Genomic DNA, 12,286 nt, shown 5'->3' with positions numbered 1-12,286 from the left:
AGCGCGCGGGCTCAGGAAATGTCCTGATCGGCTACGGCACCAGTGCGGGAGCCACCAGCAGGAGCCACCGCGGCAGGAAGCTCGCCGCACCCGCACCGGCCGCTCCTCCGGACCCGACCCCATCACACCGTGAAGCGGCCCCGCGTCGCCTCGCCGCTGGTCCGCAAACTGGCCAAGGAAAAGGCAGTCGACCTCACCTGCGTACGTGGAACCGGGCCGAACGGGCTCACCACGCGAGCCGACGTCGAGCAGGCGATACCCGTCCCCGCTCCGGTGGTGGGCGAGCGGGCGCCCACTTCTGGCCCAAGGTCTCTGAAGGCTCCCGCGCGGGCTACGGAGGTTTCATCTGGATTGTGGCGCGGAGAACCGGTCCTTCAGGGCCGGGAGGAAGCACCACCCCTCCTTTCGAAAACAGTATGGAAAAGCTCGGTAACAGCCAGTAATCTTGCGGTGGGTGATGCTCCAGTGACAGGAGGTGCGCGATGGCGATCCGCCGCTCGGCCGCCAAACGGCACGGCCTGCCCTCGGTCGTGCAACTGCGGCTCGCCACCACCCCCGCCCAAGCCAACGTCCTCGCCACCGCGGTACAGGTATGCAACCAGGCAGCCACCTACATCTCCCGCCTGGCCTGGCAGCAGCGCACCTTCGCCATCCTGGACCTGCACCGGCTCGCCTACCACCAAGCGCGCGCCCACTTCGGCGCTCTGGCCGCCCAAGCAGCCGTGCGCGCCATCGCCCGGGTCGCCGGCGCCTACGCCAACCGCCGCGCCACCAAGAAACGCGCCCACATTTTCCGCCCGCACGGCGCCATCCCCTACAACGCGCGCCTCATGAGCTGGAACCGAGATGCCCGCATCGTGTCCCTGTGAACCCCCACCGGCCGCGTCCACGTCTCCTACACCGGCCGCGAGCAAGACCTCAAAGCCCTCGACACCCTGCCCATCGGCGAGGCCGACCTGCTCTATCGGCGGGGGGTGTGGCTGCTGCAGGTCACCCTCACCCTGCCCAAACCAGCGGCGCGCGAGCCTGCCAACGGCTTCCTCGGCGTGGACCAGGGAGTGGCCAACCTGGCGGTCACCTCCGACGGGGCGGTCCTGCCCGGACCGGCCCAGCCCGGCCCGATCCAAGGTAACGGCCACGTCCGCGCCCTGCGCGCGCGGCGCCATCGGCAACGCCGCCGCTTGCAGAAGAAGGGCACTCCCGCGGCGCGGCGGGTGCTGCGCCGGCTGTCCGGGCGCGAGCACCGGATGATGACCGACCTCAACCACCAGATCAGCAAGTACGTGGTGCGCGAAGCCGAACGCACCGGCCGCGGCATCGCCCTGGAAGACCTCCAAGGCATCCGCGGGCGGGCAAGGGCTCACCGGCTCCAGCGGCGCACCCTGCACTCCTGGGCCTTCGCTCAGAACATCGAGTTCACCCGCTACAAGGCCGCCCGGGCCGGAATCGCCTTCACCCTGGTCGATCCCGCCTACACCAGCCAGGCCTGCCCGGAATGCGGATGGACCAGCAGGGCGAACCGGCCGGCACGGGGCCACTTCGCCTGCACCCGGTGCGGCCTCGCTGGGCACGCCGACCACATCGCGGCCCGCAACATCGCCCAACGCGGCGTCGCGGGTCGGGCTGTCGTCAACCAGCCACACGCTACCGGCCTCCCTTCAGCCAGACGGGACCGTGAGAGCAAACCACCGGCTTCAGCCGGTGGTAGTTGACTAACGAGCCTCGTATCCCTCAAGAGTCTCGCGCCGCGCCGGGGATGTGAGGTACTGACCAACTCGAGTCACAAGCATCTCCAACTCGTAGGCGATCAAGCCGATGTCGCTGTCCTGCAGGCAGAGCACCGCGAGCCGCGCCCCCTCCCCCGCGACGGCGGTGACCAGGAAACCTGATTTCCACTCCACCACGGTCTGCCGGACCGCCCCACCATCAATGCGAGAACTGATCCCAGTGGCCAGGCTCTGCAAGCCCGCAGCCCCCGCCGCCAAGTGCTCGGCATCGGCGCCCGCCAGGTCTTTCGACGAGGCCACCAACAGCCCATCACCGGAGAGCACGATTGCGTGCTCGATCTCCTTCACCCGCCCAACCAAATCATCAAGCAGCCAATCCAAGTCCGCCGTGGACCCCGACTGCGCCACGGAGCTTCGCCCGCCGCCTTCACCCGACACGCCGCCTGCCACTCTTGCTGCCCCCTGCTGATCCGTGAGAAATGAACCACCGGACTCGCCAGTCGCCGAACCCGTCGCACGATAACGTGCCGCAGCTGCACCGTGACTCACGGGGAGGATGATCTTTATCCTCCGGGTGAAGATCATTCACCCTGGTGCGTATTTTCTCTGCGAGATTGAGGTCGTGACCCTGCTCGATGTGCACCATGGCGCGCCACGGACCGCTCGATTCGCCTGATGGCATGGGGGACGGTTGGGAGAAGAACGGCATTGCGATGCCGGTCCGCTGACTGTCTAGCCCACTGACGTTGTTCGGCTTCGGTGCCGCGAAGGCGAACGATCAACCTCGAACAACACCGGCCGTGGACCAGTCAGGCGTCGCTCGGGAGCCTGGCCTCGCCCGCCGGCTGGCGGACCGCGGTCTCGACGAGCTTGCCGACCTGCGCTGCGGGAACGACGACGCCGGGAGTCTGGAGAGTCCAGCGGAGGAAGGCCTCAACGTTCATGGCGGGCATTTCACCGAGATAGGGCTGGATGTAGACGGGTGTGTTCGGTTCGCTGCGCCAGCTGGCGGCAAGCGTGCCGATGTCCACCGCGTCATAACCGAGGACATCCAACAGCCGGGCGGCCTCTGTCTTGGCCTCCGCGTCGTCGCCGGCGATGGGCAGGGCGCTACGGTCCGGCGCGCCGGCGGGCCGGGCGAGGGTGAGCAGCTGGTGCGGGGTGATGTTGTTGAATGCCTTGACCACACGGGAGCCCGCGAGGTGGCGCTGCATCAGGGCACTGGAGGTCAGTCCGCCCGCATCCAGTTCGGCCAGGTGGCCGTCCCGCTCGGGGTAGTAGTTCGCCGTGTCCAGCACCGTCATGCCGGCCAGAGCTTCGGCGGGGAGCTGTTCATATGCCTTCAGCGGGACGGCCGCCACCACCAGGTCTGCGGCGCGTGCCGCTTGTTCCGGTGTGGCCGCTCGGGCACGCCCGCCCAGCTCAGCGACAAGATCAGAGAGTGTCTCAGGCCCTCGCGAATTGCTGAGGACAACCTCAAGGCCGGCCGCGACGGCCAGTCGGGCAAGGGAAGAGCCGATCATTCCGCTGCCGATGAGTCCAAGTGTTCGGGACACGGCTTCGCTCCGTTCGTTCATGTGGATGTCGCGGTAAGAACCGGCGGCGGCGAGGCCGCGCCGGGTGGTTCGCCTGACAGCTTGGAACCGCCGCGACCGCCCGGCCAGGCCCGTGCCTTGCGTACTCACGGCGTGATCACCCACCGCGCGCTCAGACGTAGGGTTGTCGCGTGAACGACCGGACCGAGCTGAGCGAGTTCCTCAAATCACGCCGTGCCCGTCTGCGCCCGGAGGACGTCGGGCTGCGCGATTACGGCGGAGTGCGCCGGGTCGCGGGGCTGAGGCGTGAGGAGCTGGCCCGGCTCGCGGGGGTGAGCATCGCCCACTACACGCGTCTGGAACAGGGCAAGGGCGACAGCGTCTCGGACGAGATCCTGGACGCGGTCGGCGCGGCGCTGCGCCTGGACACCGACGAACTGGCCTACCTGCACCGGATCGCACGGCCCCCCGTACCGTGTGCGGGGGCCGCGGCCTCACCGGATGTGCCTGCGGGCTTGCGCCACCTGCTGGAGTCATTCGTGATGACGCCGGCACTGGTGGTCGGCCGGCACACCCAGATCGTCGGCTGGAACCAGCTCGCCGTGGCGGTGTTCGGCGACTTCCCCGCGCTGCCGGAGCACCGCCGCACGCTCTCGCACCTACTGTTCGCCGAGCCCTACCTGCGCGAGCTGCACCGGACCGGCTGGGAGCGGGCGGCGCGCGAGCAAGTGGCGCATCTGCGCGTGCTGCTCGGGCGCTATCGCGGGGACGCCAGGCTCGCGGCGCACATCGACCACATGCGGGAGCTGAGCGCGGACTTCGCGCGGATGTGGGCGGAGCACCCGGTCGCGCAGGTCCGGTCCCGGACGTACGTGCTGCACCACCCGGTCGTGGGCGAACTGACCCTGCACGGCCAACTCATCGCACTGCCCGACGAGCCGTCGTGCTGCGGGCTGGACCTGTTCGCCGCCGAGCCGGGCTCGGCATCCGAGCAGGCACTGCGGAAACTTGGGACCCTGTAGACCGACGTGCCAGGGACGTCGCTCGCTAACGGCGGACTCGATAGAGCAGGTGCAGCACCCGGTCGCCCTGGATCACCACGTGCGGGTCCTCGAGCAGGTGCTGGGCATCGACCGACCCGAAGTACCGCTTGCCCGAGCCGAAGACCACCGGCACGACGTCCATCGCCACCTCGTCCACCAGGCCGAGGGCGAGCGCCTGCCCGCCGACGTCGCCCGCCGCCACGGCGACGGTGCGCTCCCCCGCGAGCTCCTTGGCCTTCGCGATCGCCTGCGCCACATCGTCGACGAAGTGGTACGACGCCCCGGGGTGCCAGCCGTCGGGCTTGGGCCGGTGCGACACCACGACCACATGCTCGCCCGCCGGCGGCGACCCCTCCCAGCCGTTCACCATGTCGAACAGGTGACGCCCGATCACCATCGACCCGATGCTCGCCCACATCGGCTTGACGTACTCGCCCGAGGCCCGCGAGATCTTCATACCGCCTTTGCCGAGCTGAACGTCGCCGTTGAAGTACCAGTCGAACAGCGGACCGATCTGATCCTCCGCGTCGGCGATGAAGCCGTCCACCGACACGACGTTGTGCATCACCACGGTGCTCATCACATCTCCTTGCTCTGTCGTACTCCTGTCCTTTCACCAACGCGTCGATCGCGAGCCACCGGAATCGACACGGCTCCGAGGGATTTTTCGGCGCTCCTCATGACCGCCTTCGGGCTTGATCCGCCACCAGGGCGGCGAAGCCGTCGAGATGGCGTGCGAGGCCGTATTCGAAACGGTCTCACCGAGCCACCAGCCGGTGTAGTCGCGATTGCGGAACAGCAGCCGGTTCCGCCGCGCCGGCTCGTCGGAGAGCTCTTCGGTCGTGTCTCCGCCGGCTGCCACGTGCCGCATCCTGGCCCCGCGTCGATCAACCTTTCCTCTGCGCCGCCAAGATGATGAGTGCCCCGGGGATGACCCCGGCGAAGAACGGGGACGGCACAAGAAGGACGCCGCCCAGCGCACACCACGTCGCGAGGCCCCAGCCGAGTCCGGCGGGCACAGCCACCCCGCGTCCGGCGAGGTGCCATGTCAGGCAACCCAAGAGAATCAGGGGTACGGCGAAGCTTCCCGGACCGCCCCAGAAGATGACGTCATTTTGCAGGGACTCCACCGTCTGAACGGCGCCCCCGTCCGTGAGCACGAGCGGGACGGCTGCCCACATCCCCCGATCCAACCAGCCGGTGATGTCCTCCCAGGCGATGAGCGCCAGCAAGGACAGGTGTCCTGTTCCCAGCACGAGCATGATCCCGCTCGCCCAGCGGAGCAGCCGCTTTCCGGGGTTCATCGTGACGTCCCTTCTTCGTGCTCATGGTTGCGGTCGCGCCAGGCTCGTTCCCATCGCCGGGTCAGGGCCGGGTAGACGATGAGGTGTCGGAAAGGCGCGATGGCGGCCATGTAGAGCCGCCCGAACCGTCCGTTGGGCTTGACCAGGACGGCCATCCGCAGCTCATGGTCGCCGTTCGCGCCTTGAACCCAGCCGAGATGCATCACGGTGTGCACGGTCTTGTTCGCCAGCTCGCGAGCGGACTCCATGTCCAGCTCGTAGACCGCTTTGAGAGGCATGCTCTCGTTGTCCGCGCCGCGCGGAGCGTCGCGGATGTCGCTGGGCAGGCGGTCGCGGAGCGAGGCGACCCGCGCACCGACGCCCGCTGATGGTTTGTCCCAGCCGAGGAGTGCGCCGAGCTTCCACCGGACGGCGAACAAGAACTTCACCGGCCAGGGCTGCTTCGCGAGTCCGCCGGAAGCTCGCATCGCTGCGACCATCGCCGGGAAGTCGTCGGGCCCGGCTCCGGGAGTGCGGAACGACCACACATCCTCGACCGAGAAGTCGTTCGTGAGTTCATGGATGCGCCACGGGTGGGAGGTGTACGTGGTCTTCGGCAGCCTCACGAGAGCGCCCTTCCGGCCATCATGGCCATCAGCGTCATCTGGTCCAGATCGGGTGCGGCGGCGGGGTCGGGTTCCCGGCAGTTGCGCATGTGGTCCAGGAAGCACAGACAGTTGCGGACCGAGGGCGGGCACGCAATCGGCGCGCCCAGCCTGGCCTCGGCCAGTAGGACCGTCTGCGCCGCCGACGCTAAGGCCGCCTCCCCCGTCACCCGCAGTTCCTCCGCGCCCCAGCCGATGAGCTCGACCCAGCTGACGCCCGGCGCGACGGGATGGATCCGGTGCTCGCCGATCACCCCGACGCGGTCCGTCGCATAAGTCACCCAACGCATGAGAACCTCCCCGGTTTCTATGTTGGCTAACACAGGCTATACCGGCCATCATTTGCTCTGTCGTTCGGCATAGCTGGTTAGATTGTCCGCATGGCCACGCGACGTATCGAGAGGACTCAGGAGAGCCGCCGGCTGCTGGTGGCGGCCGCCGCCGAGCTCTTCGCCGAGAAGGGATACCGGCAGACGAGCTTCATCGACATCGCCGACAAGGCCGGCATCAGCCGCGGCTCCATCCCCTGGCACTTCGGCAACAAGCTGGGCCTGCTGGAAGCGGTGGTCGACGACCAGCTTCAGGCCGTGCTGGCCGGTTTCCCGCCGCCCGCCGGGGAGCATCCCGGTGATCCGCTCGAGCAGGTCATGGACTTCATCCGGCTGCCTGTCACGCGCTTGTTCATCACCCTGCTCGCCGAGGCCGTGGAGGTCGGCTCGCCGATCCGTGGGCACTACGCGCGGCTCCACGCGGCGCTCCGGCAGGGGGTGCAAGCCCGGACCCCGATGGAGGCGCTACCCGCGGGGGCCACCCCGGAGGCGTTCACGGTGGTGGTGGTGGGGGCCATCATCGGCGTTCACGCCCAGTGGCGGGTCGCTCCCGAGGCTGTGGACCTCGACGCCGTCCACGCCGCCCTCCGCGCCCTGCTGCCGGCAGGCCTCGGACAGGCACTGCACTGACCGACCGATGAGTTCTCGCCGTCGGCCCGGTCTGTATGTGCAGACATGACCCGACATGGGCTTGCACGGACTGGAGGGCAGCGGAATGAGCGGTGTTCAGTTGGGGGTCGGCCTCCCCACCGGCGGCGAGCACGCGACGCCGGAGGCGATCGTCCAGGTGGCGGAGGCGGCGGAACGCGCCGGGCTCGGCTCGGTCTGGACGTACGAGCGGCTGCTCCGGCCGACCGTGCCGATCGCGATGGGTGGCGAGGGCGGGCCGGTGATGGACCCGCCGGAGGGGTTCGCCAACGTCTACGACCCCCTGGAGGTGCTCGGGCATGTCGCCGCCCGCACCGAACGGATCAAGCTGGGCACCAGCGTGCTGGACGCGCTGTTCCACAACCCGGTGGTACTGGCCCGGCGGATCGCCACCCTCGACCGGCTGAGCGGCGGACGGCTACTGGCGGGCGTCGGGCAGGGCTGGATGTCCCAGGAGTTCGAGGCCGCCGGGGTGCCGATGAAGCGGCGCGGGGCCGGCTTCGAGGAGCACCTACGGGCGATGCAGGCCGTGTGGGGCCCTGACCCGGTGAGCTTCGAGGGGCGCTTCTACCAGATCCCCGAGTGCGAGATCGGCCCCAAGCCGGTGCGCGAAGGCGGCCCGGTCCTGCTGGTCGGCGGCTTCGCACCCGCCTCGATCGAGCGCGCGGCCCGGCTCGGCGCCGGGGTGAGCCTGGTGATCTTCGATTGGGACGCCCTGACCGGCACGATCGAGGCGTACCGGCAGGCGGCGCGGGCCGCCGGGCATCCCGCGGGCCCCGTCGTGGTGCAGGTCAACGGGGCGGTGACGGCGAAACCGCTGGACGAGCGGGCGCCGCTGACCGGCTCCGCCGAGCAGGTCGCGGGCGATCTGGACCGGCTGGACCAGCTGGCCGTCGACCACGTCTTCTGGGCGATGCCCGGCACGCCGGCCGAATCCGTCCAGTCCATCGCCCCGCTCCTGACCCGCTGACCCGCACGCACGCTGCCGGGACAGCTCACTGGCTAGGCGGGCGGTGAGCTGCCCTTCGGCCGTTCGAGGACCGCGCGGCAGAGAAGGAGCAAGCCCGCTGGAATCAGCACGGCCGCCAGCAGCGTGACCGTCTGCGCGATGGCGTCGAACCGTGACAACACCTCCAGATGGGTGGCGTGGAAGACGGCGTGGGGGACCGCGAACACCAGATTGGCGATCAGCGCGCTGTTGACGAGCCGCCGCTCCATGGCGATCGCCGCCGCGGCGAACATCACCGCCATGGCCAGATGCATACCGCCCTGGTCCCGTAGCAGGTGCTCGTTGTACGGCGGGAGCGCCGCCACCCAGGCGTTCCCCTTCGCGGGGAAGTCATCGAAAAAGGACCGGGGACACAACAACTGCCACACCCCCGCCATGGATTCGAGCACGGCCAGTGAAACGAGCGCGCCCCGCAGCCAGGCCCTCCCCTTCACGACTGGACACCCTCACCGAGCCGCGCGGCCAGGAAGTCGGCGAAGGTCCGCCGGCCGACCCTCCGCTCCGGGGCCAGGTGCACTCCGCGGCGGAAGGCGGCTCCCCCGGGGCCGGGCACGAAGACCGGCACGACGGGCCGGTACCGGCCATGTGCCCGCAGGTAGGCGCGGGCCAGGTCGGCGAAGGGGCGGATCTCCGGCCCGCCCACGTCGGGCAGCCGTCCGGCGGGCGCACCCTCGGCGGCCTCGGCCACGCGCGCCGCCACCTCGGCGGAGTCGATCGGCTGGAAGGCGGTACCCGCGAGGACCGGCGTGACCGGCAACCGGGTCAGAACGCCTCGCGGAGCACGAACACCGCCCGCTCGGCGGGCGTCAACCGCTCCAGCAGCACCAGCATGCCCATCGTGACGGACTCCCGCTGTTCGGCCGCCTCCAGCGGTCCGAGGACACCCCCTTCGGTGAACACCGGCTCCGGCAACCAGGGGCCCACGTAACTCTCGCGCCGGGCGCGGGCAGAGTCCATCAGGTTGAGGCACAGATTCGCCACTACCTTGGTGAGCCACGCCCGTGGCGTCACGACCTCGCCGGCGTGCCCCTGCCAGCGCACGTACGCCTCCTGGACGACGTCCTCGGCCTCTCCCGCCTCCCCCAGCATCCGGTACGCCAGGGCGAACAGGACATGCCGGAACTCCTCGAACTCCGCTGCCGGGTCCACCGGTTCTACTCCCACGCCGCCAGAACTACCAGACCCGCGGCTGGAATCACCGACCAGGTCCTGCACCGCTCGCCCGCCCGTGGACGCGACGGTGCAGCCAGGCCAGAACCAGCGCCGTGAGCACGGCGCCGAGGGTGAGGTCGTAGCGGCCGCCGAGTCCGACGAGCGCGTCGAGCACGACGAGATTCCACGGCACCAGCAACTCGAGCGGGGATGTCGCGGTGGACAGCACCTCCCCCAGGTACGGCGCCATCAGCAGCAGCGCGAGAACGGGACGCCAGGCCATGCGCCCACCTTGATCCTGATCCGGCGGCGCCCACCACCGACTTAAGTAGGCTTCCACGCGGCCGAAGTCGAACGCCTCTTCCTCGCATCGGATTCAAGGCCGATCACGGGAGGGGACCGGTAAGGCGCGTGGCGAGGGCGGCGGCGGGACCGGTGAGGCTGCCGTGCGCCAGTTCGGTGCGGTGCACTGGAGCGGGAGCGGCAAGGGGTACCGCGGCCACGTCAGACCGGTCGCGGGCCACCGACTCGGGCAGCAGCGCGAGCCCGGCGCCGGCGGCCACCAGCGCCAGCAGCACGGACCGCTCCGCGCCGTCGTAGGCGAAGCCGGAACGGAAGCCGTCGGCGCGTGCCACCGCCCGCAGTTGGGCGAGCGGGGTGGCGGCGTCCGGGGCGTCGATCCACCAGGCGTCCGCGAGGTCGTCCAGACGCAGCGTGGCTCGCGTGGCCAGGGGGTGGCCGTCCGGCAGCACGACCGCAAGCGGCCCCTCGCTGACCACGACGGTGGTCAGCGCGCCGAGGTCGGCCAACCGCAGCGGGTCGCTGGGGGCCGTCACGCCGTCGACCAGGCCGATGTCCAGCTCGCCGCGGGCGACGGCGGTGACGACCTCCTCCCGCCCGAGCACCGACAGCACGACGGACACGCGTGGCATCGATTGCCGCACCCCCACAAGTGCCTCGGCGAGGCGGCCGCTGTCCGCGAGCGGCGACGCGCCTGCCCGCAGATGGGCGGGCGGCGCGCCGGAGACCCGGCGGATGTCGGCGCGCGCCGCGTCCAGGCGCAGCAGGATCGGCGCGGCGTGCTCCAGCAGCCGGTGGCCGGCGTCGGTGGGGGTCACCGGCCGCCGCCGCAGCAGCGGCACGCCGAGGTCGGCCTCCAGCGCCGCGATCTGCTGGGACACCGCGGACTGGGTGTACCCCAGCTCCTGAGCGGCGGTGGAGAAGGACGCGCGGCGGGCCACGGTCACGAACGTCCGGAGCAGGTGTGGATCCACGGCATCAGTATCGCTTATGGGCTCACGAGAAACAGTCGTTGGCCTTATCGGCGACACATCGGGAGGATGAGAGCCATGCCTGAGACTCGCACCGCGCGCGTCGCCCTCGTAGGTGACCGCTCGCCGCACGTTCGCTCGCACACCCGCATCCCCCGCCTGATCGAGACGCTGCGCGCCCGCGACGGGCTCGCGCTGGACGCGTACTGGGTGGCCACCGACGACGTGCCGGACACCCGCATCGAGGGCTTCGACGGGGTATGGGTGCTGCCCGGCACCCCGTACCGCAGCGAAGAAGGGGCGCTCTCCGCTCTCCGGACCGCCCGCGAGCGCGGTATCCCGCTGCTCGGCACCTGCGGCGGATTCCAGCATGCCCTGCTGGAGTACGCGCGCCACGTCTGCGGCATCGCCAGAGCGAGCAACGCGGAGACCACGCCGGACGCCGAGCAGCAGCTCGTCGTCCCGCTGGCCTGCTCACTGGTCGGCCACGAGAGCGTGGTGCTGGTCGAGCCGGGCTCGATGGCGGAGCGGATCCTCGGCACCGAGCGCTCCGTCGAGCGCTACCACTGCGCGTACGGCCTGAACGCCTCGTACGCCGATACGCTGCGCGCGCACGGACTGCGCTTCACCGGCTACGACGACGAGGGCGAGATCCGCGTCGCGGAGCTACCGGAGCACCCGTTCTACCTGGTGACGCTCTTCCAGCCGGAGCTGGCAGGAGACGGCGGCCAGTGCCACCCCATCGTGCGGGCGTTCGCGGCGGCGGCCGTCGCGAACGCCGCCACTGTCCAGACGGCATAGTCCCGTTCAAACCAGGCCCCCCGCGCCGCAGCCCGCACCAAGGTCGCACGGCCGGCAGCCCGCTGACCACATGACAGATGTCAGGTTCCGCTGATGACATCAGCGTCTACGCCGGGGCACCGCGCCGGCGCGACACTCCCCCTATGTCCCCTCAACAGCTCACGTTCCCAGAAGAGCTCATCCTGCTCGCCCACCGGGAGAACGACGGCAAGCAACTGATCCCCAACAATGTGCTGAACATCAGCCTCACCGCCGCCGAGCTGGCCGAGCTGGCCGGGCTCGGGAGGGTGGAGTTGAGGGGCGCGGATCTGGCCGTGGCGGACGGGCGGCCGGTCGGCGACGCCGAGCTGGACGCCGTGCTCGCCCAGATGGTCAAGGCGGGCAAGGCACTGCCGCCCAGGCAATGGCTGATCAGGATCAATCCCCTGCGCAAGCGCCGGCATTACCTGCAGCGGCTTTCGGAACGAGGTGCGTTCAAGGCCGGCGAGTCCCGCGTCCTGGGATTGATCCCGGTCGAAAGGTACGAGCACGACGATGTCGCGCTGGTGCGCGAGATCAGGAAGCGGCTCGGCAAAGTGGTACGCGGCCAGAAGCCAGACGCCCGTACCGTCACCCTGCTCGCCCTGGCTCACCGCAGCGGTGTGCTCAAGCAGCTGTTCGTCATCGACGACGGCAAGCGGCTCGAGGAGCTCGTCCGGGACGACTGGGCCGGGCAGGCCGTCAAGGCCTATGTCGACAGAACGACGACGAAGCCCGACGACTCCGGTTCCGGCCTGATCGTGCTGGCCTCGGGCGGGTCATAGCGGTGCATGCGGAGTGTTCG

Annotated in this window: 19 protein-coding genes and 1 pseudogene; 8 read left to right on the top strand and 12 right to left on the bottom strand. The window is 69.9% G+C overall.

Translation table 11 applies throughout. The features are described from left to right. Positions 1-42: 42 nt before the first annotated feature. The 3 genes and pseudogenes from ABN273_RS59660 to ABN273_RS30215 form a co-directional block, all read left to right on the top strand. Positions 43-201 (top strand): annotated as a pseudogene (locus tag ABN273_RS59660) (E3 binding domain-containing protein); the annotation flags it as partial. Positions 202-482: 281 nt separating this feature from the next. After that, on the top strand, positions 483-869 hold the full coding sequence (locus ABN273_RS30220) for a hypothetical protein (RefSeq protein ID WP_349452447.1): 387 nt from the start codon (positions 483-485) through the stop codon (positions 867-869). Between the two features lie 105 nt (positions 870-974). Beyond that, entirely contained in the window at positions 975-1,712 is a 738-nt protein-coding gene (locus ABN273_RS30215) for an RNA-guided endonuclease InsQ/TnpB family protein (protein ID WP_349452446.1), read from the top strand. Here the strand turns inward: ABN273_RS30215 and ABN273_RS30210 are convergent, their stop codons facing one another. Together ABN273_RS30210 and ABN273_RS30205 are read right to left on the bottom strand one after the other, a co-directional pair. Then, positions 1,713-2,135: a roadblock/LC7 domain-containing protein gene (locus ABN273_RS30210; protein ID WP_349452551.1), complete on the bottom strand. Its 423-nt coding sequence runs from the start codon at positions 2,133-2,135 to the stop codon at positions 1,713-1,715. Between the two features lie 401 nt (positions 2,136-2,536). Next, on the bottom strand, positions 2,537-3,412 hold the full coding sequence (locus ABN273_RS30205; RefSeq protein WP_349452550.1) for an NADPH-dependent F420 reductase: 876 nt from the start codon (positions 3,410-3,412) through the stop codon (positions 2,537-2,539). A gap of 41 nt (positions 3,413-3,453) precedes the next feature. Between ABN273_RS30205 and ABN273_RS30200 the strand changes: the two genes are divergently transcribed. Beyond that, positions 3,454-4,284: a helix-turn-helix domain-containing protein gene (locus ABN273_RS30200; protein ID WP_349452445.1), complete on the top strand. Its 831-nt coding sequence runs from the start codon at positions 3,454-3,456 to the stop codon at positions 4,282-4,284. A 25-nt stretch (positions 4,285-4,309) separates the two neighbouring features. On the opposite strand, the gene ABN273_RS30195 is transcribed toward ABN273_RS30200, so the two are convergent. Genes ABN273_RS30195 through ABN273_RS30175 form a run of 5 tightly spaced genes read right to left on the bottom strand, consistent with a single transcriptional unit; the run spans position 4,310 to position 6,543 of the window. Beyond that, a complete protein-coding gene (locus ABN273_RS30195) occupies positions 4,310-4,885 on the bottom strand; it encodes a dihydrofolate reductase family protein (protein ID WP_349452444.1) in 576 nt (191 codons plus the stop codon). 33 nt (positions 4,886-4,918) lie between these two features. Beyond that, a complete protein-coding gene (locus ABN273_RS30190) occupies positions 4,919-5,167 on the bottom strand; it encodes a hypothetical protein (RefSeq protein WP_349452443.1) in 249 nt (82 codons plus the stop codon). 25 nt (positions 5,168-5,192) lie between these two features. Next, positions 5,193-5,609: a DUF6463 family protein gene (locus ABN273_RS30185; protein ID WP_349452442.1), complete on the bottom strand. Its 417-nt coding sequence runs from the start codon at positions 5,607-5,609 to the stop codon at positions 5,193-5,195. After that, positions 5,606-6,214 (bottom strand): DUF2867 domain-containing protein, encoded by a 609-nt coding sequence (locus ABN273_RS30180; protein WP_349452441.1) that lies wholly within the window; start codon positions 6,212-6,214, stop codon positions 5,606-5,608. The genes ABN273_RS30185 and ABN273_RS30180 overlap by 4 nt, the downstream gene beginning before the upstream one ends. Further along, the gene (locus ABN273_RS30175; protein WP_349452440.1) at positions 6,211-6,543 is read right to left on the bottom strand and encodes a hypothetical protein; all 333 of its coding nucleotides are present in this window, start codon (positions 6,541-6,543) and stop codon (positions 6,211-6,213) included. The genes ABN273_RS30180 and ABN273_RS30175 overlap by 4 nt, the downstream gene beginning before the upstream one ends. A 90-nt stretch (positions 6,544-6,633) precedes the next feature. On the opposite strand from ABN273_RS30175, the gene ABN273_RS30170 reads away from it, so the two are divergent. Together ABN273_RS30170 and ABN273_RS30165 are read left to right on the top strand one after the other, a co-directional pair. After that, complete coding sequence (locus ABN273_RS30170) at positions 6,634-7,212, top strand: TetR/AcrR family transcriptional regulator (protein ID WP_349452439.1); 579 nt, start codon at positions 6,634-6,636, stop codon at positions 7,210-7,212. A gap of 85 nt (positions 7,213-7,297) precedes the next feature. Further along, on the top strand, positions 7,298-8,200 hold the full coding sequence (locus ABN273_RS30165) for a TIGR03619 family F420-dependent LLM class oxidoreductase (RefSeq protein ID WP_349452438.1): 903 nt from the start codon (positions 7,298-7,300) through the stop codon (positions 8,198-8,200). 32 nt (positions 8,201-8,232) lie between these two features. Here the strand turns inward: ABN273_RS30165 and ABN273_RS30160 are convergent, their stop codons facing one another. From ABN273_RS30160 to ABN273_RS30140, 5 genes are all read right to left on the bottom strand, one after another. Then, positions 8,233-8,673 carry a hypothetical protein gene (locus ABN273_RS30160; protein WP_349452437.1) on the bottom strand — a complete coding sequence of 147 codons (441 nt, stop codon included), beginning with the start codon at positions 8,671-8,673 and terminating at the stop codon, positions 8,233-8,235. Next, positions 8,670-8,996: a hypothetical protein gene (locus tag ABN273_RS30155; protein ID WP_349452436.1), complete on the bottom strand. Its 327-nt coding sequence runs from the start codon at positions 8,994-8,996 to the stop codon at positions 8,670-8,672. The genes ABN273_RS30160 and ABN273_RS30155 overlap by 4 nt, the downstream gene beginning before the upstream one ends. A 5-nt stretch (positions 8,997-9,001) precedes the next feature. Further along, positions 9,002-9,388, bottom strand: coding sequence for a sigma factor (locus tag ABN273_RS30150; RefSeq protein ID WP_349452435.1), 387 nt, complete (start codon positions 9,386-9,388; stop codon positions 9,002-9,004). Between the two features lie 46 nt (positions 9,389-9,434). After that, positions 9,435-9,674 (bottom strand): hypothetical protein, encoded by a 240-nt coding sequence (locus ABN273_RS30145; protein WP_349452434.1) that lies wholly within the window; start codon positions 9,672-9,674, stop codon positions 9,435-9,437. 103 nt (positions 9,675-9,777) lie between these two features. Continuing rightward, complete coding sequence (locus ABN273_RS30140) at positions 9,778-10,665, bottom strand: LysR family transcriptional regulator (protein ID WP_349452433.1); 888 nt, start codon at positions 10,663-10,665, stop codon at positions 9,778-9,780. A 75-nt stretch (positions 10,666-10,740) separates the two neighbouring features. Between ABN273_RS30140 and ABN273_RS30135 the strand changes: the two genes are divergently transcribed. Together ABN273_RS30135 and ABN273_RS30130 are read left to right on the top strand one after the other, a co-directional pair. Further along, positions 10,741-11,463, top strand: coding sequence for a CTP synthase C-terminal region-related (seleno)protein (locus ABN273_RS30135; RefSeq protein ID WP_349452432.1), 723 nt, complete (start codon positions 10,741-10,743; stop codon positions 11,461-11,463). 143 nt (positions 11,464-11,606) lie between these two features. Beyond that, positions 11,607-12,266, top strand: coding sequence for a GOLPH3/VPS74 family protein (locus tag ABN273_RS30130; protein ID WP_349452431.1), 660 nt, complete (start codon positions 11,607-11,609; stop codon positions 12,264-12,266). Positions 12,267-12,286: the final 20 nt, after the last annotated feature.

Source organism: Nonomuraea sp. B19D2 (assembly GCF_040137845.1).
Classification (GTDB): domain Bacteria; phylum Actinomycetota; class Actinomycetes; order Streptosporangiales; family Streptosporangiaceae; genus Nonomuraea.
Note: the sequence above shows the minus strand (reverse complement) of the source record. Positions and strands in the feature narration are given on the sequence as shown.

Bases quoted from the DNA above. Each gene is read 5' to 3' on its own strand.
- ABN273_RS30220 (WP_349452447.1), top strand. From the start codon at position 483: ATGGCGATCCGCCGCTCGGCCGCCAAACGGCACGGCCTGCCCTCGGTC.
- ABN273_RS30195 (WP_349452444.1), bottom strand. From the start codon at position 4,885: ATGAGCACCGTGGTGATGCACAACGTCGTGTCGGTGGACGGCTTCATC.
- ABN273_RS30185 (WP_349452442.1), bottom strand. From the start codon at position 5,609: ATGAACCCCGGAAAGCGGCTGCTCCGCTGGGCGAGCGGGATCATGCTC.
- ABN273_RS30175 (WP_349452440.1), bottom strand. From the start codon at position 6,543: ATGCGTTGGGTGACTTATGCGACGGACCGCGTCGGGGTGATCGGCGAG.
- ABN273_RS30170 (WP_349452439.1), top strand. From the start codon at position 6,634: ATGGCCACGCGACGTATCGAGAGGACTCAGGAGAGCCGCCGGCTGCTG.
- ABN273_RS30165 (WP_349452438.1), top strand. From the start codon at position 7,298: ATGAGCGGTGTTCAGTTGGGGGTCGGCCTCCCCACCGGCGGCGAGCAC.
- ABN273_RS30145 (WP_349452434.1), bottom strand. From the start codon at position 9,674: ATGGCCTGGCGTCCCGTTCTCGCGCTGCTGCTGATGGCGCCGTACCTG.
- ABN273_RS30135 (WP_349452432.1), top strand. From the start codon at position 10,741: ATGCCTGAGACTCGCACCGCGCGCGTCGCCCTCGTAGGTGACCGCTCG.
- ABN273_RS30130 (WP_349452431.1), top strand. From the start codon at position 11,607: ATGTCCCCTCAACAGCTCACGTTCCCAGAAGAGCTCATCCTGCTCGCC.